Origin of the sequence: Marinoscillum sp. 108 (genome assembly GCF_902506655.1) — a bacterium.
Lineage (GTDB): Bacteria > Bacteroidota > Bacteroidia > Cytophagales > Cyclobacteriaceae > Marinoscillum > Marinoscillum luteum.
In genome coordinates this window covers 2,839,830-2,864,748 of record NZ_LR734808.1, presented here as the reverse complement: position 1 = coordinate 2,864,748, position 24,919 = coordinate 2,839,830, and the positions used below count along the sequence as shown (strand labels likewise).

Here is a 24,919-nt window from a genome sequence, read left to right as displayed (position 1 = left end):
GAATTAAATTTTTTTTATAAGAAATATAAAATAACTAATATTTTTTGAAGCAAACAAATATTGACACATCAGTAAAAATAAATAATAGGAACGGTTTTGAGGAGGAAATATTTTTATCCCGGTCAAGACCATGTTGATCGAAAGTTATTAGCAATTCAGCAGAGATGAGGTATCCTTTGGTAGTTATTTGATTATGTATACTGTGATTGACGGGAGGTTTTTCCGAGGAAAGGGTTATTTTTCCGTTTTTCACCCAACGCCGCGCCATGATGACCACACGCTCAATTGCCCATAGATCTGGAGCAATCCCCTTCAGATTGATTTTTCCATTGGCTTTTTTCAATGTTTTCGGACGGAGCAAAAACTTTCAAGTCAAGAGTAGGCTATTCCCAACAGTTCTAAGAGCGCTCGCTCTGGTTTTTTTCTTCTCCGTTTCATTTTTGGGTTTTGGTCAGAACTATTCCCTCAACTATTCAGGAGACGAAACAGTCTTTACGGATGGAAATGTTCCTGATTCTGTGGTTGCATCAAATGCCAGGACAATCGAGTTTTGGATCAAACCAGCCCTCGATAACGCTAGCTATAAATATATTTTTAATATTGGGCCCACTTCAGCGACCAACTTCTTTGCTGTTTATTATCGAAACGGCAATGTGATTTTTAATAATTATCAAACGGATATAACCATAGGTGCCGTGGCAACTTCCACATGGCATCACGTTGCAATTGTTTTTGATGGGGCATCAACAATTTCTACTTATTTAGATGGAGTAGCTGGTGGGTCAGGCGGAGCAGCAATCAACACCACTCAGACAGTACTGAGTATTGGGGCGCTGAACTACAATGGAACAGCCGAACAATGGTTCATTGGTCAGATTGATGAATTTAGGATATGGGATGTAGCCAGAGATATCACAGCAATCAACACTACAAAAGACGTTTCATTAGTTGGGGATGAAAGCAATCTGGTGGCTTACTATGATTTTAATGATGGTACTGGATCGAGCTCTCTAACAGACCTGGCAGGCGGTAACAATGTGACCACAATTTCTGGGATCAACACCAGTACCGACTGGATGACAGGCGCACCGATTGATCTTAGTATTATTTATTGGTCAGAAAGCGCCGGGGGTTTAATCAAAGAATTTGATGGTAATAGTTCTTCAACACTGTTGTCTGCACTCACTAGTCCTAGCGGAGTAGCTTTTGGAGCCGGTACTATTTATTGGTCTGAATTAACAAGCATAAAGAAAAATGATGGAGCCACTAGTACACTTGTAACCGGGCTGGGGAGTGCACGAGATATTGGTTTGGATCTTGGCGCTAATAAAATATATTGGACTGATTTTTCTAATGGAAATGTCGGTAGGTCAAACCTGGATGGATCCGGCGTTGAAAATATCCTAACGAGTCAGACAAGTCCGTTTGGATTAGACATAGATCTCACTAACGGAAAAATATACTTTGTAGAATTAGGGACAAGCATAAAAAGAGCCAACCTTGATGGTAGTGGTTTGGAGACTTTAGTGACCGGAGCAAATGCCAACGATGTAAGAGATGTGGCCGTTAGTCCAGCGACGAATAAAATGTTTTGGAGTTCCGGGTCTGATACCAGAATCCGACAATCTGCTCTTGATGGCACTTCACAGGTAGATTTTATCACTGGAATAGCCTCTCCCTACGGACTCGCAGTTGATGAAGAATATGGAAAAATTTACTGGTCTCAGGGAGGAACAAGCATTCATAGTGCCAATTTGGATGGTTCGGGTCAGATGACTTATGTAAGTGGCCTATCTAGCAATTCTTGGATCAGTTTGGCAAGCCCTAATGTGCCGGATGTGACCGCTCCGACTCCATCAATTTCAAGTACTACAACGGAAATAACCGGATTGAGCACTTTTGAAATCACCATTGATTTTGGAGAAACCGTCCAAAATTTTGAGTTGGGAGACATTTCTGTTGGGATGGGTACCGCATCCAACCTGCAAACAAGTGACAGCATTTCATTCACAGCTGACATTACACCTGCTACAGCATTAGGTGTAAAAGTGGAGATAATCGAAGGTGTTTTGACGGATTTAGCGTCAAATGCAAACAATACTTCCAATCAACTGATTGTGCCCTTTACTGTTAACACGGTTTCTGTAGTGGGCCTACCTGGTGGAACGGAGTATTTAACTTTCCAGCAGAACCTTAACGCCTGGGAAGTTGTGTTGGAAGCGTCCAATGGAAATAATTTCGCTTTTAGGATCAATGATGATGCAGCCTTGGATTTTGGAGATGATCCTGGGTATGACGGTGTCCCCGATTTAGGGGGCCAAAACCTGTATCTCGGAGCAGATGGGCTCTACGTATTAAATCTTGGTGATTCTCTGGCCTGGTATGGAGCGACACTGATCAATTCTCTTGGAATGATAGGAGATGCGCTTCCGGAGGGATATGGAGGGCCAGATACAGACATGACCTATCAGGGTTCAGGGGTTTATAGCCTGAGCAGCATTGATTTATTGACTGGCACATGGACGGTTCGTGCAAATAACGATAACTCAAGAAATTGGGGAGATATTGGACCAAATGGTGTTTTGGATCAGCAAGGGCCGGCAATATCAGCTACGGCTGGTGTATATAATGTGACTGTTGACCTTATCACCCGTACGTATTCCGTTACGGCACCACCCAATTACGTCCTCTCCTTTGATGGGGCCAATGATCGAGTTGAACTCACCCGCACTCAGGTGACAGGAGGGTTGACCTATGAAGCCTGGGTTAAACCGGCTGCTTCAGTGGGGGTTTCTGGGTATGATGGGAGCTCTGGGATGACCATTATTGGAGATATGAACAATGATGTGGGTTTCAGTTTTGGACTCACAAATAGCCAACTAGAAATGCATCATTTCAACGGGTCATGGCAAAGCGTTATTGGATCGACCACATTAGCAACCGATGGCACCTGGTATCATGTGGCGCTCACCCACGATCAGTCTTCGGGTGATGTCGTGCTTTATCTGAATGGAGCTGTGGAACAAACAGGTAACATCCCCTGGAATGCCAATGCTACCTATCATAGTTTTAACCGGATCGGTTCCAGTCATTCGACAGGAGGTATTGAAGGAGATTTCTTTCAGGGAGAAATTGACGAAGTGAGGATTTGGGATGACGTAAGAACTGCCACTGAGATTTCTGCTAATTATTTGAATGAAGTAACCGGCTCTGAACCTAATTTAATTTCCTACTATGATTTTTCAGACGGTTCCGGACCAACCCTCACTGACAAGTCAATCACCGGGAACGATGGTATTATTTCCGGGGCTGTTTGGAATACAACTGGTCCTCCTTTGGGGCCACCGATTTTAGATATGACAGCTCCATTTTTCACCAACTCCACACCAACCATAACAGGTGTAGACGACAATGACGCCACGCTTACAGTTCGATTAAATGAAACCGGGCAGGTGCATTGGGGAGTATATACCCAGGCGAATACCCTATCGGCCGAGGATGTAAAAAATGGGATAGGTACAGGTGGAGTTATTTTCGGAGCATTGAATGTCCCTACGGCCAATTTGGATGCGGTTCAGCTTATCAATTCCTTAGCACCAAGTACAAGCTACTATCTATACATAGCGCCTGAAGATAGTTCTGGAAATTTTGGGGCGCTTATAGAAGCTCAATTTACCACAGATCCTGCTCCGGAAAATGCCATGGCATTTGATGGATCGAGTGGTTATATAGCCCTCCCATCGGGTTTTGAGTCAATCATTACCCAGAATTTCACTGTAGAGGCATGGATTAATCCAAATAGTATCGACAGATATGCAGCGATAGTGGATCATATGGAGTGGACAGGAGGTTCATTGTCGGGCTATATGCTTACCCTACATGAAACAGGGGAGCTGGTAGCCCGGGTATATACGGGGACTGATGTAGTTAACGATATCAGAACTCCTATATCCGCAGGTTCATGGCAGCATGTGGCCATGACCTATGATGGTGTACAATTGAAACTCTATTTGAATGGAAACTTAGAAGAAAGTACATCAGCCAGCGGATTAATTGATTATAGCCCTGTGCCATCAAGCCACAATATTGGCCGATTCCATGACTCCAATGAGGAATACTTTTTCAATGGGCAAATAGATGAAGTGCGAATATGGGATGTTGCCAGGACCCAGGGCCAGATACAGTCTGCCTTTTCCACCTCCCTTACTTCTGGGTCAGGGTTGATTGCCTCATATGTTTTTAACCAGTCTTCCTATACGTTACTTGATCAGACCATTAATGGACATAATGGCGGCCTTAATGGCGGAGTATCTTACGTACCCTCCACAGCCTTAAGCACTGATATTACTGGGCCTGTTCTTAACAATCTTGCTTTTGCCAATATTGGCAGCACAAATGTTGATCTGCTATTTGAGTCAGATGAAGAGGCGGATCTTTATTACGTCTTTACCCAATCAGCCACACCGCCATCGGCACAGCAGATCATTGACGGGGAGAACGAATTGGGCGCTACCGCAACGGATCACGCCGGTACTTTCGAGTCGGCGAGTGCCGGGAGTCATGATTTTGGGATTGGTGATAACCCGGCGAGTCTGCCAGAACTTATCCCGAATACTCAATACTATGCATACATCGTAGCTGAAGATTCTTCCGGAAACCGTTCTGCTATTTTGACAGGAGATTTTACAACGAATCCCCTGCCTGTTGACCTGACTTTTACAACACTTAGCGTTGCAGGAACCACTTTGGAGCAAGGATCATCGGATAATTTGATCTATAAAGTACAAATGGATGTTTCTGGCGGTACGGCCACAATGATCGGGATGTTTTTCAGCCCGACAGGAACCTACATACCATCAGATATTACCCAGTTTAATTATTATCACTCCATTGGTGTGGATGATTTTGAAAATGCCGTTCACTTGCTGTCCAGAGGTTTTTTCAGTGGAGAGGCACCTGCACCTGATGGTGCTTTGGGCCTTTTCTTCGACAGTGTCTATACGGATACTACTGTATACTGGTACGTTACAGTAGACATCTCAGCCACTGCCACTGGGGGCAATACGCTCGGCATAGCAGCACCTTCTGTGGGCGGCAATTTTGGAATCAACGAATCCAGCAATAAAATAGATGGTGGGTTAGCTGCCTCTGGTACCTATACGATTACTACCCCACCAGAGAACGCGCTTCATTTCGATGGCTCGGATGATTATATTGATGGGGGTGATTTGTCAAGCCAAATGACAAGTACTGGTAATTTTACCATTGAAGCCTGGGTCAAGTCTTCAACCGGAGGCAATATGAATATTGTACATTTTGGAGGAAATGCCGGAGGAGACACAAACATTAGTCTTAAATCAAGCACTGGGAGCGTTTTCACCATTAACTCATCAGGTCACCCGGGCCCAATTGCCGGTTCACCCTCTACGAATGATGGAATATGGCATCATGTAGCAGCTGTATATGATGGCACAGATCTCACACTATATGTTGATGGTGTACCAGAAACACCCGATAACACTTTCGATTTTGACATTGATTACAGTATTTTCCATATTGGAAATAACTCTGCTCTAAATACCCCTTGGAATGGTGAAATAGATGATGTTAGAATCTGGAATGTGGCTCGCTCAGCCACAGATATCCTTGGAAACTTAACGACTAAGATTTCATCTGCACCAGGTCTTGTGGCCTCTTACGATTTCAATCTGGATGCCGGTACCGCGCTTACGGATCTGACGGGAAACGGTCATGACGGAACGCTTACCAACTTTGATTTTCTCGGGACTTCATCCGATTGGATAGCATCTACAGTACCTTCATGTGCACCCAATGGCAAATTCATTGGAGCAACGGATAGTAATTGGAATGATCCCAGCAACTGGTGTGGAGGTGTAGTACCTGCAGCCAACAACGTGTCAGAGAACATTGTGGTCTCCATTAATTCTGACATCACTGAAAATCAAGATTTAGTGCTGAATGCGAACGATTTTCAGGTAGCTTCAGGCGCAAGTCTGGTGCTCAATTTGAATAGCAATTCTGTACAACTGACAAACAATGCCACCTTCACTAACAATGGCACAGTGAGTGTTTCGAATGGTACAGGAGTCAATGCCACGGCCGGTTCATTTATAAACAATGGGGTATTTTTCTTCGAAGCAGGCACGCAACTGGCATCTCCTACAGGAACATTTGTTAACAATGGTATCCTGAAAGGCTTTTTTACGGTGACCAATGATTTCACCAACCCAGTAGCTGGCACCGTGGCCCCGGGAGCTTCTCCCGGTTGCGCGAACTTTGTGTCTGATTTCACCAATGCCGGTACCCTGGAAGTGGAGATAGACGGCACCAATCCCTGCTCACAATATGATCAAATCACAGTGGGCGGCACCGCCAATTTGGCTGGTACACTTAATGTGACCCTTGGCTTCACGCCGATTAGCGGAAACGAATTTGTGATCATTGATGCCGCTGCCATTTCCGGCACCTTTACCACGGTGAACTTACCGGATGCCAACTGGTCAATTGCCTATGATTTTCCGGGAACTGGTCAGGTAAGTCTTACCTATATAGACCCTTCTGAAATGATTGGATCCACCGGACCTGGTGGTGTGGGTTCTACTGATGGCATTTCACCATTGCAGCTTTGGGTAAAGGCAGATGCTGGCACAAACACCACTGTAGATGCCGGAGCCATTACCACCTGGAGTGACCAATCAGGTTATGGACGAACCATGACAAATGGTACCTCTCCCACTTATCAAGGAAATGTGATCAATGGGCAGCCAGTGGTCCGCTTCAGTTACGGTCAGTATGTGGAAGCACTCGGGTTTACGGATAACTTTACTTCTTCAGGGTTTACTGTGTTTACGGTGGCTCAATGGACTGGGACTGGGACTCAAGGTTATATTGGGTTCAAGAGTCAGACTGGTGCTGGTTTTAATGGAGGAACCACGTTCTTTCTTGATGATTCGAATGGATCGCCCACTGATTTGAGGATTTCTTCCCCATCAAGTGGAGTACTCGGGAACAATCAGTGGTCAGCAGATAATCGGTCTCCCAGGTTACTCTCTTTTACCAGGTCTACCTCCTTGCTGAACGGATATGACGGGGGTACCAATGTAGTCAGTAATGTGAATGAAGGAGCTATATATGACGGTACTCAGCCTTGGATGATCGGCCGATACAACAACGACAACCTCCTCTATTTTACAGGAGATGTTGCAGAATTCATATTATTTGAAGGCGTACTAAATACGGCCTCACGAACTGTGGTGGAGAATCACCTTTCTGCCAAGTATGACATTGCACATACAGTGGATTTGTATGCCGGAGACACTGGCCCCAATGGTGATTTTGATTTTGATGTCATCGGGATCGGAAAGGAAGCTGATGGATCGGATCCCGAAGGAAGTGCGCAAGGCCTGACCCTAACCAATGCCGGATTCCTACAAGATAATGGAGACTATATATTCGCAGGTCATGATGGTACGGCACATGCGATTGTACAATCAGATCTTCCCGTTGGGTATGCGAATAGGTGGGCACGAAGCTGGTATGTGGATGTGACAGACAGTATGACAATAGGTACAGGTGGCTTAGCTACACTTACGTTTGATTTTGATGAAGCAGGGTTGGGATTACCCAATGCCAATCTTGCACTGATCACCAGACCAGGGACTACTGGTAGTTACGCTGTGGCATCAACTGACTTTTTGATTGCTGGAAACAAAGTGTCTTTCACACTGGATGCATCGGCGATCATAGATGGACATACTTATACCATAGCAGATGATTATGTGCCGAATAATGCCCTTCTCTTTGACGGAGTAGCTGGAAACTATGTTCAAGGCCCTAGCTTGGCCGGCCAAATCACCAATGATTTTACCTTTGAAACATGGTTCAGGACTACTGCCAGCGATCATCGCATGATGATAGCGCTAGGTGATCACCTTGGTGGTGCCGGAGCGCAGGCACAGCTTAAAGTGAACTCTAATTCAGTACTTTTTGGAGTGAATGCTGTGTCAAGCGTCGTTTCACCATCAGCAACTTATACTGACGGGAGTTGGCACCACGCTGCGGGAGTCTATTCCGGTACGTTACTTACACTCTATCTGGATGGTGAGTTAATTGATACGACAAGCGCCGCACTCAGCATGGATTTATCGGCTTTCAAAATTGGCGACCACTCAGGAGGAAACCTGGTTTGGGATGGCGAGCTTGATAATATGCGGATTTGGAATGTCGCGCGTACACAATCTGAGATTATAGCAAATGCTTACAACACCTTGTTGTCCGATACAACCCTGGTTGTTTCCTATGATTTTAATTCATCTTCTGGGACCACTTTGTTTGACGGGACGGTCAATGGTTTGGATGGAACATTGGTAGGTACACCTCCTGCCTGGGTCAGTTCTACAGCATGGGATATCGATATATTCGCCCCAATATTCGAAGCGGGCTATCCAACAATTACCAACATCAACGAGAATGATTTTGACTTAACTGTTCAGCTCAATGAAGAGGGCACAGTTTACTATGTGGTGCTACCAGACAGTGCCACAGTGCCATCAAATGACGACATAAAAGCAGGTACGGATGGACTGGGTGGTGCCGCAGTGGTGGCTTCCAGTTTCCCTGTCAATCTTATTGGTTCTGAAGTCATCGCCAATATTACTGGCTTATCGGAAGGAACAAGTTATGATGTATACATAGTGGCCGAGGATGATGAAGGAGCGCCAAATACGCAAAAAATGGCAACGGCATTTGACATCACTACCTTAGTTTTTCCTGAAAACGCACTTTCTTTTGATGGAACCGATGATTACGTGGAAGTAGCTGCTAATGCTGCTTTCGAATTTTCTTCGGGGACCATTGAAGCATGGATCAAACCCGCATCGAATACAGAGAACAAGGTCATCGCTGGAGTCAGAAGTTCAGATACACAAACTAGGTGGAGTATTCATGTCAATGCAGGAAATGATTATTTCTTAATTTGGAATGGGTCAGGCTCTGCAACAGTGCCCGTCCCAATCGAACCGGGTACCTGGTACCATGTAGCTTTCAATATCTCCGGATCCGATACAGAAGTATTTGTTAATGGAGTTTCATATGGTTTTGCCGGGATCGGAATGTCTGCTTTAACTGGAGAGCCGCTTTTGATTGGATCCCCTGGAAGTACCCAGCCATCAGAGTTCTTTGAAGGAGAAATGGATGAGTTGCGAATCTGGAATACCCACCGTACTCAATCAGAAATATTCAATAACATGAACCTTAGCCTGGCCACTGGTTCCGGTCTGGTTGCTTCTTATGATTTTAACACGGGTCTTCCTGGAGGAAACAATACAGGATTAAATACGCTGATGGATATTTCCGGAAACGGATATGATGGCACCTTAAATGCCTTTGACCTGGTGGGAGACACTTCCAACTGGGTGGCTTCCGAAGCCTTTGCTCCAATCATTTATCAGGTGTCTGCCGCTAACCTTAATAACCTCAGTGTAAACTGGCAACCAACGAACAGGGGACAAGTTTATGTAGACATTAACGACGCCTCCAATTTTGCCGGGGTCCCTTACGCAACAGGGCATCAAATTGGTAATGGTTCGAATTCAACTAGCATCGTTACCGGATTGTCCCTGTCTCCAAATACCCGTTATTTTGCACGTATCTACTATCAGGATGGCGGGTTCACGAGTCCATACTCGGACACAGTGGAGTTTATGATCAATGCGGGTAGTGCCCTGAATTTTGATGGAACTAATGATTTTGTTGTAGCAAACGAAACAGAAGGGACCTTTAGTAATTTAACTATTTCAGCATGGGTAAGACCTACAAGTTTAGCTGCAAGCCAATGGATTTACTGGAGAGGAAATACAGGGTCTCTCGATGGTGCTGAGTTATACATTACCAATACAGGTCAGCTTGTCTATGGAGAAAGTGATGGCACCTACGAGGCAGCCACAAGTGCCGGAAGTTTGCCAGTTAGTCAATGGTCTCACGTCGCAGCCACTAAAAGTGGAACCAATGTTCAACTCTATATTAACGGTGTTCCTGATGGCAATAATGCAGCTGTCTCCGGAGTTCCCCCTTCTGGTCATTTTGCAATAGGTGCAAGACATAGAACAACCACGGCTAATTATTTTGTAGGAGATATTGATGAAGTGAGCATTTGGAATATAGCACGATCACAAGCTGAAATCCAAGCCACGATCAACAACACCCTGAGTGGAAATGAAAATGGGCTGGTTGCTTACTACCGGTTTGATGAGGGAGACACTGCTGCAGTAAACACCGGTATCGGTGCACCGGAGATTATTGATCTTTCGGGAAATGGGAATGTTGGAACCATGTCTGGGTTTGCCAAAACGGGAGCCACTTCTAACTGGGTGGCATCAGGAGCATTTACTCTGGATAATAATACAGCGCCTCTGGCTCCTACGGAGGTAATTGCCTTTTCAAGTTCACTCAACAATATTACCCTCCAATGGAAAGACAACTCTTACAATGAGACCGGTTACCTCATTGAAAATGCAGATGACTATGATTTCACACTGAATGTAGACACGATCGTTGCAAATCTGGGAGTGAATGCTACCTCTTTTGTGCATTCAGCCGGAGCAGACCAGGGCTATTTTTATCGGGTTACTCCCGTTAATGGGTCTGAAACAGGAGCCAGCACTTCGGAGGTGGAGTTTGCTACAACAAAATCATTCCCTGGCTATGCGCTGAGTTTTGATGGGATAGCGGATTCTGTGGATATGGGATCTACCGGAGATCTCCAGATTTCAGGAGCGTTGACTTATGAGGTTTGGATTAAAACCACGCAGACCCAGGGGTTCATTTTGGGGAAAAGAAATGGTAATGATTTGGGAGACCTGGCGTCGAGCATTGAGCTGGATGGAACAGGGAAAGTCCAGGGTTCGATTTATGATGGAAGCGCTGGTTTTCCTGATGTGATTCAGAGTAACACTGCCGTGAATGACGGAGAATGGCACCATGTGGCTTTTGTGTTTGAGCCGGCAGTTGCCTTAAGACTTTACATTGACGGTGCGTTGGACAAAACCTTTGGGATCAGTTCTACCAATATCAATGGCGCATCTTACCCCTTCAGGGTTGGAAAGTATCCTACTTCTTCTTCTGCCTTTTTTGATGGAGAAATGGATGAGATTAGGGTGTGGAATGACGTGAGGTCTGACGCCGAAATTTCTGACAATTTATATCACGACCTGAAAGGAAATGAATCGAACCTGGTTGCATACTATCCTATGGATGAGAACTCAGGCACTAAGTTGGTCGACAGAAGTGTGAATACAAATAATGGAGATATTGGTGGAGCTGGATTCATTGTTTCTGATGTTCCGTTAGGTCCTCCGATGAATCTTTTATCTAGTACTCCATCGGTCAACGAGACCAACATAGCAAGAGGCGCCAACATTCAAATGACTTTTGACGCTAATGTAGATGCAGCAACTTTGACCGGGAATATTGTAGTGATGGGCAGTCACTCAGGGATCACTGCAGGAGCATTTACTGGAGGAGGTACTTCTGTTATCACGTTTGATCCTGATGAGGACTTCCTGGCTGGTGAGTATATATCTGCCACTATTACGGAAAATGTAAGGGGACTTGATGGGGAGGTAGCTGTTCCATACAACCTGCAATTTGCCGTTGCCACTGGACCATTTCAGGGAGCTTTTGTTGAGCAAACTACTGGTCTGGAAGGCGTGGTAGATGGTGCTGCTGCCTGGGCAGATTATGATGGTGATGGTGACTTAGATATTGTTGTTAGCGGTTGGGATTTTGATTATACGCTTGTCATTACCAAAATATTTAATAATTCAGCAGGCTCATTCATATTTGGAGATTCTCTTACGGGAGTTTACGAGGGTAGTTTAGACTGGGGAGACTATGACAGTGATGGTGACCTTGATTTGTTTGTAACAGGGTTTGACGATGGAGGTAGTCGTACCGCGATGTTATATCAGAATAATGCTGGAACATTTACTGATGTTGGAGGCCCTTTTCAAGGGGTGGCATTCTCTGAGGCTGATTGGGGAGACTTTGACAATGATGGAGATTTAGACCTCATTGTTCAGGGCCAGTATGACCCGTCCAATAATGCATCTACTATTTTGTATCGAAATGATGCTGGCACTTTTGTAAATCATACTGCAGGTCTGGTTGGTGTTTATAAGGGAGATGTGGCATGGGGAGATTATGATAATGATGGAGACTTAGACATAGTGAGCAGTGGGTATACAAGTAATAATGATTCCATCAGAACAATCATCTATGAAAATGAAGGCGGACTATTCACAGATATAGGCGCTGTACTAGAAGGGAAGGTATTAGGAAGTGTCGGCTGGGGAGATTATGATAATGATGGAGATTTAGACTTAATGGTTTCTGGGTCTAACACAGACAGCACACCAATTATTTATCGGAACGATGCTGGTTCTTTTGTGGACATAGCGGCAGGCCTCTTGGAGAATTCAGAAGGAGAAATGGCATGGGGAGATTATGATGGAGACGGAGATCTTGATTTGGTGATTAATGGTTCAGGGACTACCAATGGCCCTACCACCACCCTCTATACCAATAATGCCGGAACTTTTGTGATCACTGATTTGGGCCTCAGAGATTACCTCTATTCGACGGTAGATTGGGGAGACTACGACAATGATGGAGATTTAGACTTGCTGCTAACCGGTACGGATGATTTCAATGGAGGTAGGATTGCACTATTTAGTAATGCCCTGGCTCCCCCCACGGTTCTAAACCCCACAAATGTATCTACAGCAGGGTTCACACCCAATTTAATTGCCCCTTCCGGAGCGGTCGATTTGATAGTGGATGTATCTTCTGATTCGACATTTGGCTCGTTTGTGTCTCAAGGTGTGAGTGTGGGCACCTCGGGAGGTGTAGACATCACAGTAGCATTGACGGCTGGCACCGAATATTTCTATCGTGCAAAAACAGATTTTGGAGGTGGGGAGGAGAGCTCATATTATCAATCCAATGGTTTCATGGTGCAACCGGGTAATGCCTTACCATTTACTGGAAATGATTATGTAGAGGTTTTTGACAATCTTGTACTCGAGCCAACAGGAGATTTTACCATTGAGTTTTGGTTCAATACGGATGTGATCGGGAATGTAGTCTTCTTAGAAAAAGGAGTAAGTGATGCTGAATATTCGGTGCAACAGTCATCTGGAGATAAGTTGGGAATATACGTGAATGGAGGCTGGATGGAAACCAACTTGTCATACAATGACAGTACATGGCATCATGCAGCATTTGTATATAGAGGACCAGGTGATGGTACTATTTATGTGGATGGAGTCGAAGATGTTAATGCTGGTTCAGTGGCTGCGCTTGGCACACCAGTTTATTCTTTTGGAAGATTAACCATCGGAGATCGAAGGACTGGGGGCAGCTTTAATATAGAAGGTCTAATGGATGAGGTGAGAATCTGGGATGATGAAAGGACCTTCTCGGAAATCAATGATAATCGATTTTATACGCTGGCAGGTGATGAGCAGGGCTTGATTGCTTATTATCAATTTGATGAAATTGTTAACTCCACCAATCTTAGTAACCTCTCCACCAATAAATTTCTTGACGGAGAACTTTGGAATATGGATGGAAGTGAGTGGATTTCATCCGGAGCATTGGGTGCGGTTGGCACGGTGGTCAGCATTACTGCAGATGAGGCGAACCCAGCTGGGAGTGCTATTGCTTCAGAATTAGACTGGAATATTCAATTTACCTCACCAGTTACGGGACTTACTCCTGGCAATTTTACGTTGAATAGCTCAGGAATAGGTGGAGGGTCATCTATATCATCGGTAACTGACGTTGATGGATTCAACTGGACGGTCACAGCGACAGTAGATACTGGGGATGGAACCATTGGTGTGGATTTCACGAATGACACAGGTCTTAGTGCAACCATGACTAATACCCCGTTTGTGGGTGAGGTATATACTGTAGATAGAACTGCACCTGCAGCTACGCTTACAAGTTCAGAGCCAGATCCAAGTAATTCAGGGAGTTTCACAGTGGACATCACCTTTAGTGAAGGAGTCACCGGCCTGGGGCTTGGGTCTGTCAGCGTTGGTAATGGTATCGCAAGCAATTTAATTGACATAGATGGCATCAGCTATACGGTGGATATTGCGCCGAGTACGGATGGTGTGGTATCCGTGGACTTGGTCGCGGGTGCTGCGCAGGATATTGCCGGCAATGATAATTCAGCGGCAAGCACTTTCTATATCAATTATGATGCTACTAGCCCGACTCCTGTAATTTCGAGTTTGGAACCGGATCCTACCAACAGCTCACCTTTCATTGTCAATATTGATTTTAGCGAGCCTGTTACTGGCTTTGATCTTACGGATGTGAATGTGACCAATGGCGCTAAAGCGAACCTGGTGGAGACACTGAATTATGCCTATGATTCTCAGTTTGGATCGGCGGGATCAGCGGATGGTCAGTTCAATGATCCATATGGAATTGTTGAAGATGGTTCTGGTGATATCTGGGTGGCAGATCGCCTGAACAACCGAATTCAGGAGTTTGATCCTGCTGGAAATTTCATGCAGTCAATAAGTTTTAGTGCCCCTATTGGATTGGCTGTAGATGGATCAGATAACCTTTATGTAACCAGAACGAATAACCTTGTCTATAAAATAGATCAGTCCGGGGCTGCGTTGTTGACAATCGGAACATCGGGCTCAGGAGCTGGACAGTTTGCCAATCCTTCAGATGTGGCCATAGACCACGCTACCGGAGATATTTATGTGACGGATTATAATAACGCCAAATTTCTGAAGTATAATTCAGCGGGAGACTTCCAGTGGGAGGTCGGGAGCAATGGTTCAGGAAATGGTCAATTCAACTACCCTACCGGAATTGTGGTTTCCGGATCTACCGTTTATGTAACGGATGATAATAACAATAGGGTGCAGGCATTTGATACCAGTGGTAACTTCCAGTTCGTTTTGGGAAGCCCGGGAACAGGAGATGGTCAACTACAGGGAGTTGATAAAATTGATGTAGATGGAGCTGGAAATGTCTACGTGTTGGATAGAAACAACCACCGCTTTCAGGTATTCACTTCAGGAGGTAATTATTTGAGCCAGTTTGGAAGTGGAATAGGCTCCGCTGATGGCCAGTTTAACTTCCCAAGGGGTATTTCCTTTTCCGCAAGTGGAGATGTGTTGATTTCTGACGGAGGAAACAACAGAATTCAAAGGATTAAAGGAGGTCCCTCGGGTAATTTTAGCTTCGAACTTACACCGAGTGCGGATGGATCAATTACTGTCGATGTAGGAGGAGGAGCGGCTACAGACCTGGCCGGAAACGTAAACAACTCTGCAACCCAGTTTAGTATCACGGCAGATTCTCAGGGACCTGATGTCACAATTAATCAGTCAGGTGCTCAGTCCGATCCTACCAACGGAACAATTGTCTACGATGTGATTTTCTCTGAACCGATTTCAGGGTTTACAGATGATACCAATGTGGACTTTGCTTCAAGTACGGTGGGTGGCTCATTATCTGGCTCCGTTTCTGAAGTGGCTCCGTTTGATGGTACTACATATACACTCACAGTTTCGGGCATGACCGGAACTGGCGATGTAGTTGTTAACATCCAAGGGGGCGCTGCCACCGATTTGGCTGGTAATTTCAACTCAGTGAGTACCAGCACTGACAATACAGTGACCTATGATGACGTGCCGCCTGGTTTGACCATCACCACACCAATCGCATCTGATAACTACGTGAATTCTGCCGAGGCATCCTCGGTGATTATAAGTGGAACCAGTGATGCGGAAGATGGACGAACAGTGACTTTGACCATTTTTGATGGTTCTACGACCTTAAATCCAACTTCGGTAGTTAGCGGCAGTTCATGGAGCGTTCCTGTTGACTTTTCTTCTTTGGCTGATGGTAACGTAACCATCACCGCGGATGTGACAGATCTGGCGGGCAATGCAGCCACCTCGGTGAATGCGAATGTTACGCTGGACCGTACGGCCCCTGCATTGACATTGAGTAACCCAATTTCGGGAGATGACCAAATCAATAACTCTGAGGTGTCTTCTGTGACCTTGAGTGGAACTAGCGGAGCGGAAGATGGGCAGACGGTCAATTTGACAATCTTCGATGGAAGCACCACATTGTCGCCAGGAGCAACGATGAGTGGAGGCGCTTGGAGTATCGTGGTGGACTTCAGCTCTCTTGCTGAAGGGAACGTCAGTATTACAGCCGATGTGGATGATTTGGCAGGTAATTCCGCCACATCAGCTAGTGTCAATGTCACCGTAGATCGAACGGTTCCAACACTTACTATCAATAGTCCCATCGCTGGTGATGATATCATCAATATATCAGAAGTTTCCTCAGTGACTGTCAGTGGAACCAGTGATGCGGAAGATGGAAGGACAGTGACGTTGACCATTTTTGATGGCTCCACCACCTTAAATCCGAGTGCGGTAGTTAGTGGTAGTTCATGGAGTGTTCCCGTGGACTTTTCTTCATTGGCCGATGGAAATGTAACCATCACCGCCGATGTGTCGGACTTGGCAGGAAATCCAGCTACATCAGTGAATACCAATGTAACTTTGGATCAGACCGCTCCCTCGGTTCTTGTTTTCAGTTCCGAACCCAACCCCACGAATTCTTCGACCTTCACAATAGATGTTTCGTTTGACGAACCCGTGACGGGATTTGATATTTCAGACATCTTAGTTGTTAATGCCAGTTTGGGAAATTTTGTTGACCTTGACGGATTGAACTATACAGTGGATGTTAGCCCGGATGCTGACGGTGTGGTGACAATAGATGTGGCTGGATCAGTGGCTCAGGATGCTTCTGCCAACGACAATAGTGCAGCTACTCAGTTTACCATCACTTCAGATAGAACTGCTCCGACGGTAGTTCTGAGTACAACCGAACCTGATCCAACGAATTCAGGTATTATTCCCGTCAGTATTGCCTTTAGTGAAGGAATGAGTGGGTTTGATTTGACGGACTTGACTGTAGGCAATGGTGCGGCAAGCAACTTTGTAGACATAGATGGGACTAATTATTCGGTAGATGTATATCCTTCTTCTGATGGTTTGGTTACAGTAGACATTAGTGCAGGCTCTGCATTTGATGCTGCGTTTAATGGAAATGTTTCTGCTTCACCACTTTCTATCACTTACGACTCTAGCTCACCAACTTTGGATTTTGTGGGAATCTATTCCTCCAACTCTAACTACATCTGGGCGATGGTCGGAGATGACGTATTTGTTGATTTTACTTCTTCGGAGGACATTGAGAATGTAACCGTGTACATAGCCGGAAACTTGGCCGTTATTGATGACCTGTCTGACGCAGATGATAAAACCTGGAGCGCCTCTTATACGATGCAGACCGGTGATACAGAGAGTTCCATTCCTTTTACGATTGATTTCCAGGACTTGTCTGGGAATGCGGGCGTTCAGGTCACTTCTACCACCGATGCCAGTGATGTAACTTTTGACAAAACAGATCCGGGGATAACAGGAAATGGCACCCAGAACATTATTGAGAATACTTCAGCTATTGGGGCCTATTCTTCTGGAGAAATTGTTATTTGGAGTCTTTCTGGAGATGATGCAAGTACCATGACTATAGATGGGTCGGGTAACCTGAACTTCGTTAGTCCACGTGATTTTGAGACGCCAGGAGATTTTGATGGAGATAACGTTTATGATGTTGTATTGGAGGCTACTGATGAGGCAGGCAACATCGGCACACTGGCTGTTTCAGTAACGGTAACAGATCTGGATGAAATCAACCCTGTGATCAGTGGCAATGGGACACCATCAGTACAGGAGAACACGACATCTGTTGGAACCTATACTGCGGATGAAAGTGTGACCTGGAGTTTGAGTGGCACTGACGCCTCTGCGTTCAGCATTAGCTCAGGCGTGTTGACATTCTTGAGCGCCCCTGATTTTGAAAGCCCGTCAGACGGTGGATCGAACAATGTTTATGACGTTATAGTGACAGGTACCGATGGAGCCGGGAATGTTGGTACATTGGCTGTTTCGGTAACGGTGACAGATGCTGATGAAATCAATCCAGTGATTAGTGGCAATGGGACACCATCAGTACAGGAGAACACGACTTCTGTTGGAACCTATACGGCAGATGAGAGTGTGACCTGGAGTTTAAGTGGCACTGACGCTTCTGCGTTCAGCATTACCTCGGGCGTGTTGACATTCTTGAGCTCCCCTGATTTTGAAAGTCCAGGCGACGGTGGATCGAACAATGTTTATGACGTGATAGTAACGGGTACCGATGGAGCCGGGAATGTTGGCACACTGGCTGTTTCTGTGACGGTGACAGACGTTGATGAAATCAATCCAGTGATCAGCGGAAATAGTAGCCCGTCGATTCAGGAGAACACGACTTCTGTTGGAACCTATACGGCAGATGAGAGTGTGACCTGGAGTTTGAGTGGCACTGACGCTTCTGCGTTCAGCATTACCTCCGGCGTGTTGACATTCTTGAGCTCCCCTGATTTTGAAAGTCCAGGGGACGGTGGATCGAACAATGTTTATGACGTGATAGTAACGGGTACCGATGGAGCCGGGAATGTTGGCACACTGGCTGTTTCTGTGACGGTGACAGACGTTGATGAAATCAATCCAGTGATCAGCGGAAACCATAAGTCTTATCAGCCAATGCCTCAAAAGTGATGGCTTGAGAAGCCTTTTCAATGGTCAAAGTTTGCTGTACATCCAATGCCGCACTATAGTTGTCATTACCTGCCTGGCTGGCAGTAATGGTGACTGTACCTGCTCCCACGATCGTCACGGTACTTCCTGAAATAGATGCTACAGTTTCATCCGAACTGGTGAAGGTCACCGCATGGCCACTCGCACCGCCTGTAGCAGTCAGATCAAAATCTGCATCACCGTAAGTCTTATCAGCCAATGCCTCAAAAGTGATGGCTTGAGAAGCCTTTTCAATGGTTAAACTTTGTGTCACATCCAATGCCTCGCCGAAGTTGTCATTACCTGCCTGACTGGCGGTAATGGTGGCTGTACCGACTCCCAGGATCGTCACGGTACTTCCTGAAATAGAAGCTACGGTTTCATCCGAGCTGGTGAAGGTCACCGCGTTGCCACTCGCACCGCCTGTACCAGTCAGATCGAAAGCAGCATCTCCATAAGTCTTATTGGCCAGTGCCTCAAAAGTGATGGCTTGAGAGGCCTTTTCAATGGTTAGACTTTGTGTCACATCCAATGCCGCACTATAGTTGTCATTGCCTGCCTGACTGGCGGTAATGGTGGCTGTACCCGCTCCCACTATTGTTACAGTACTACCGGAAACCGATGCTACAGTTTCATCCGAACTGGCATAAGTCACCTCCAAATCGGAACTTGCCGTAGCGGTCAGGTCAAAAGCAGCATCCCCATAAGTCTTATCAGTCAGTGCCTCAAAAGTGATGGCTTGTTCTGCTTTATTAACTGTGAGTGTAAATGTTTCAGAACTGCTTACAACTCCATCCGAAACCGTCACGGTGGCCATGTTAGAAGACCCATATGCATTCAGTTGTGGAACCCAGCTGATCAGACCTCCATCCTCAGTAATACTTATCCCCATGTCCAAAGAGGTTTGGTCCAGGCTATACGTAAGGGCCTGTGCCGGAAGGTCCGTATCTGTAGCCACTACCTGCAAGCTCAGTCCGGTAATCTCAACCACCTGATCTGAAATCTCTTCAATAGAGGGAGCCAGGTTTACTTCATTTACGGTTATGCTGAAAGTGACACTGTCGCTACTAACCTGACCAGATTCCTCATCATAGTAATCAATGGCCCATACAGTGACTGAATATACTCCCTCCTGATTTTCAGTCGGCGTCCAGGTCAATGCGCCAGTTTGCAGGTCAATGCTCATTCCCAGCCCTTCAGACTCATCATCCAGATAATATTCCAGTGCTTCTAAGGGAATAAAGTCATCGGTTGCCTCCACTGTCAAATTTAATTCAGTCAATTCATCCATTTCGATATCGTCTATCTGCGATACTGTGGGTGGCAAATTGGTTTCCAAAATGATAGAAAAAGTACCTGCGTCTGAGGGGGAGTTCCAAGCCTGAATAAGGTAGTCTGTATTCGGGGACAGTTCAAGGTACAGTTCACCCCCTACATCAGGAATACATGCCGGATAAAGCTCCCCTCCTTCTAAAGCAAAAGGCATCATATAAACCTCTGATCCACAGCTTTCATATAAAGCCCCGGCAAGGAAACCCGCTGTGCCAAGTTCGGATTTGAGTATTAGGAGACCCCAGGGTCCCGAGTTAAAGCTATACCAAACATCATTGATCTGCGAGCTTTCATCACAAGGGACTGTGCCACCAAAGTATTCTGCATTGAGGGTAGTTCCATGGGTAGGTATGCCCACTCCTATCTGATAAAGCGGGAGTATGGCAGCATTAGCACAGTTGTCATTGGCAGGATTGTCATGAAAATCAATCCCCAGACCGCTACTAGCCGGACCTGTGGCATTCAATACGTAGGTAGCTTCCGTATTGACAAAGGCATCGTTAGAGAAATCAAAAGTTATATCGGAAAGATCATTGGTATTCTGATGCTCAGAGGCATTACCGGAAAGTATTAACTCGGCCAATCCGGTACTCTCAACACTTTGTATCAACCATGAGTCATTATCACTGGTAAATCCATAAAAAGTTCCATTGGCATAGATTGCATCCTTTAGGACAATTCCTGCTACACTCTCCACGCCCGTCCAATCTATCCCATTTCTTGATCTTAATATAGAGGGGCTTTCCGAGTTATCTCCTTCTCCTACAATCAGAAACTGACCATCACCATAGATAATAGAGCGCCAATTACCGTAATCTATTGATTGATGGGTCCAAACCACTCCGTCTTCGGACATTTGTACATAGTCCTCACCCATTGCCACAAATAATCCGTTGCCAAAGACCACATCTTCAAATCCATACTCAGCATCCGGTATCTCTGACCAATTGATACCATCCTCGGAGGTCATTAAATAATAACCATAAGGAGATACTGCTACGAACTTACCGTTCCCATAGGCTACCGAATACCATTCAGTATTAGGGATTTCTCCCAACGCCGTCCAATTCTCTCCATCTGGAGAAGTCATGGCTTCATCGTCACCTACTACAACGAAAAGTCCTGCACCATAGATAACTCCTTCCCAGTACCCTTCCACTGCCTGGTAGTTCCAATCAATACCATTCGTAGAGGTCATGACATAACCATACTCATCGTCTGCTGCGCCCACGGCTACAAACAATCCATTGGCATATGTCATATCCCACCAGCCATTGTAATCAAGCTCACCTTCGGTCCAGTTCATTCCATCTGTAGAATAGACAAAACTTGTGCTTTCATTGTCAATAGCTACGTAAGTACCATCGCCATAGGCTGTAATGGACCAGGTTCCCGTGATAGATTCATCGGTAGCATCCACCCAATCTTCTCCTTGCGTATTTTGCTCAATGATCGAAAACGTCGCTGACAGACCATCGGGAATATTACCCAGATAAACCTCATTGTCGAGTTCCAATTTGTCATCTTCATCGTCATCCTTGAAATTATCTCCTGTCAATAGGATCATGATGGAGCCAGTCACAGAGCCATCACTACTGGCAGCTTCACTAAAACCATCCCCTGAATAAATAATGGATGGATTGTCAAGGAAATCAATTCCTATCCCGCTTGGGTAGTTGGCAGCATTGGTCACATCACTTGCGGCCATATTGGCAAAGGCCGCATCAGTAAAATCAAAAACTATATCGGAGATGTTACCACTACTTTGATGGCTTGATGCGTTGCCAGAAAGTGTAAGTGTGGCTACGGAAGATGTCGAGCTGACAAACACATCATCATCACTGTCCACATGCTCTCCGAAACCGACAAAGATTCCGTTGCCATAATTCAAGGTACGCACTTCATATACTCCATTGTCGAAAGTACTCCAGTTCTCTCCATCACTGGATATCATAGATATCCCATCATTAAAACCGTCGCCCGTTACAATAAAATTACCACCACCATAGGTCACCAACTCCCAGTCTCTGCTTACAGAGATCGATTGTTCGGTCCAGTTGACACCATTCGTCGACGACCATATTTTTCCATATAATTCCTCACCGCTATCATCAGAACATACAACATACTTACCATTGCCATAGGCCAGGCCATTGACGCTACTGGATTCCATAGCATCAGTATATAACAGCCAGTCTTGACCATCGGATGAAACCATGACATTGCCGTACTCGCTCACTGCTAAAAACTGACCTCCACCATAGGTAATAGATACCCAGTAATCATTAATCAATGTACCAGGAACCGTCCAGTTTTCACCATCCTCGGACACCATGACTGCATAATCATCATAGTAACTTGCAATCACCACAAATAACCCATTGCCAAAGGCAACATCCTTCCAGTCTGAATCTTCTAAGAAAGCCGGACTTGACCAATTAATACCATTTTCAGAATAAGAAGCATAGCCATCTGTAGTCACAGCTACATATCTACCATTACCATAAGCCACAGAAGACCAATCCTGATGCTCCAAATCACCTACGACCCAATTGACTCCATCTGCAGATGACATCACGCTAGTTTCATAGCTATTGGCTAATACCACAAATAGTCCATTTCCAAAAGTCGAGACGGCCCATGTTTGGTAAGACAGATCACCCTTTAACTCCAGGGATGTCCAGTCTTGTGCGATCAGAGAATTTTCTTCTACAGTCAATGTAGAAGTAAGACCCGAAGGTAAGGAAATACTAACCTCCGATGTGCCCAAATCATCTGAGCTAAATCGACCCCCAAGTAATGATATTTTAGCAGACCCGATAACAGAACCTGTATTGTCTCCTGACTCATAAAAAGCCCCTGTATAAGTTAGTCTTGTGATGCCTTCCCCAAGGACTATGGAGGCTTCTTCCTCTTTACCTTCATCATCCGTAATAATGACCGAATAGGTGCCAGCAGTCAGGTTGGAAATTACCTGACTATCAGCTCCATTGCTCCATAAATAGGTATAGGGTTCCTCACCGTACAATCCAAATGCAGATAGTTCACCGTATGAACCTCCTCCTGACACCTCAGTCACCACCTGAATATTGGCTTCAAATGGTTTGGGCTGAGTCACGATCACTGACCCTGAGGAAGTAGCACCATTTGCATCAGTCACGGTCAATTCATATTCACCGGCAATCAGGCTGGAGATGGAAGCCGTTGTTTCATCATTGTTCCACAAATAAGAATAGGGTTCTACCCCTCCTGTAACTGATGCCGTGATCGCTCCATCATTGCCCCCTACCGTTGATACATGGGCGTCCACTGTTAAGGTAATGCTGAGCTCATCGGGCTGTGTAATGGAAGCCGACCTCATCACAGAAGCCCCTACATCGTCCGTGACAATAACGGAGTGCTCCCCGATACTCAACCCCGTAGCTGTAGCTGTTGTAGCTCCGTTACTCCAGAGATAGGTATAGGGTGCCGTACCTCCAGATGGGCTCACGGTCAACTGACCATCTGAACCACCATAGATGGAAACATTGGCGTCCACACTCACCGAACCGTCCAAAGTGCTACCAATACCTGATAAATAAATGGTATAAGGATCTTCACAGCTCTCCACATTAGTCAATGAAAAGAACGCCGTTTTTACTCCTTCTGAGGTAGGATGAAAGCTAACCGACAAAGTGGTAGAAGCTCCCACGGCTAATGATCCAGCGGTACCTGTCAGGTCAAGAATGAATTGATCGGCATCTGTTCCAGCCATTTGTGAAATGGGGCTTTCTGTAAAGTCAAGGGTTGTGGCTCCATTATTTGTAATGGTAAATACTTTAACCTCGGAACTCTCATTGGTCATCTGGGTTTCAAAATCGATCGTTGACCCGCTTTTCACTTCTGCACCAGAGCTAACGCCAAACGGGTAGGTAGCTACCCATGCTGAGGATGGAGTCATGGATACCAAAGTGGCTGCACTTCCACTGGCGACCAGATTGGTAGCAGTGGTACTCTCGGTGGCATCATTGAGTGGCCAGTAACCGATCAGGCCGGTTTCATTGCCGATCAGGGTACTGTTCATACTGGAGGATATCTCCGCTTCTGTTCTGGCAACATCCCAGATTCGTATTTCAGCCATGCTTCCCGGCGCAAAGGCGGCGTGCGTCGGTGACCCTCCAAAATAAAGAGTTGGCTCGATACCAAATTTCGAAGTAGTCTGAGTGGAAGTAATAGAATCTCCATCCACGTAAATCGCAATAGTTACATTGCTCCCGTCTTCTGACCAGGTAGCTGCCAAATGGTGCCAGGAATCCGCGGTGTACTGCATGGTGGTAGGGTATGCCGCATAGCCACCGTCGGTATATCCACTTCGGAAATGCAACCCGACCATCGGATGCAGTGAGACATAAAAAGCCTTCTCACTTGGATAAGCATAGGCATTCGAAAAAATCGTAAATTCCTGAGAGCCCGATCCCCAATTGGCTTTTTTCACCCATGCCTCCCAGGTACCCGACCCCTGAGAGCTGATTGGAAATTCATCAATGGTGGTACTGAGATAACCGGCTTCAAAGTTCAATACATTTCTTCCACAATCTCCACCAGAGATGGGCGGCTGGGCAAAAGTGGCTGAAACTGTAAGCAAGAGCAGTACTAAGACTGCCAAGGATCTGGGCACTCCTTTGGTCAAAGGTGCGGTGCGTGATTCCAGGGAATCAAAGGTGGATAGATTGTTCATGTCTTTACTAGGTTTTAAGGGACAATAGACCTCCCTGAGAGGCTTTGCACCGTAATATGATTCCTAATAAAATCTGCTAATTCAATCCGTACATGAACTACTCAGATACGTA

Annotated in this window: 3 protein-coding genes; 1 reads left to right on the top strand and 2 read right to left on the bottom strand. The window is 45.7% G+C overall.

Annotated elements, in window-relative coordinates; genetic code table 11:
- Positions 1 to 34: 34 nt before the first annotated feature.
- Positions 35 to 343: a hypothetical protein gene (locus tag GV030_RS11335; RefSeq protein WP_159582423.1), complete on the bottom strand. Its 309-nt coding sequence runs from the start codon at positions 341 to 343 to the stop codon at positions 35 to 37.
- Here GV030_RS11335 and GV030_RS11330 point away from each other — a divergent pair.
- Complete coding sequence (locus tag GV030_RS11330) at positions 330 to 18,740, top strand: LamG-like jellyroll fold domain-containing protein (RefSeq protein WP_159582422.1); 18,411 nt, start codon at positions 330 to 332, stop codon at positions 18,738 to 18,740. The two genes, GV030_RS11335 and GV030_RS11330, sit on opposite strands and share 14 nt — an antisense overlap.
- On the opposite strand, the gene GV030_RS11325 is transcribed toward GV030_RS11330, so the two are convergent.
- Complete coding sequence (locus tag GV030_RS11325; RefSeq protein WP_159582421.1) at positions 18,697 to 24,807, bottom strand: LamG-like jellyroll fold domain-containing protein; 6,111 nt, start codon at positions 24,805 to 24,807, stop codon at positions 18,697 to 18,699. The two genes, GV030_RS11330 and GV030_RS11325, sit on opposite strands and share 44 nt — an antisense overlap.
- Positions 24,808 to 24,919: the final 112 nt, after the last annotated feature.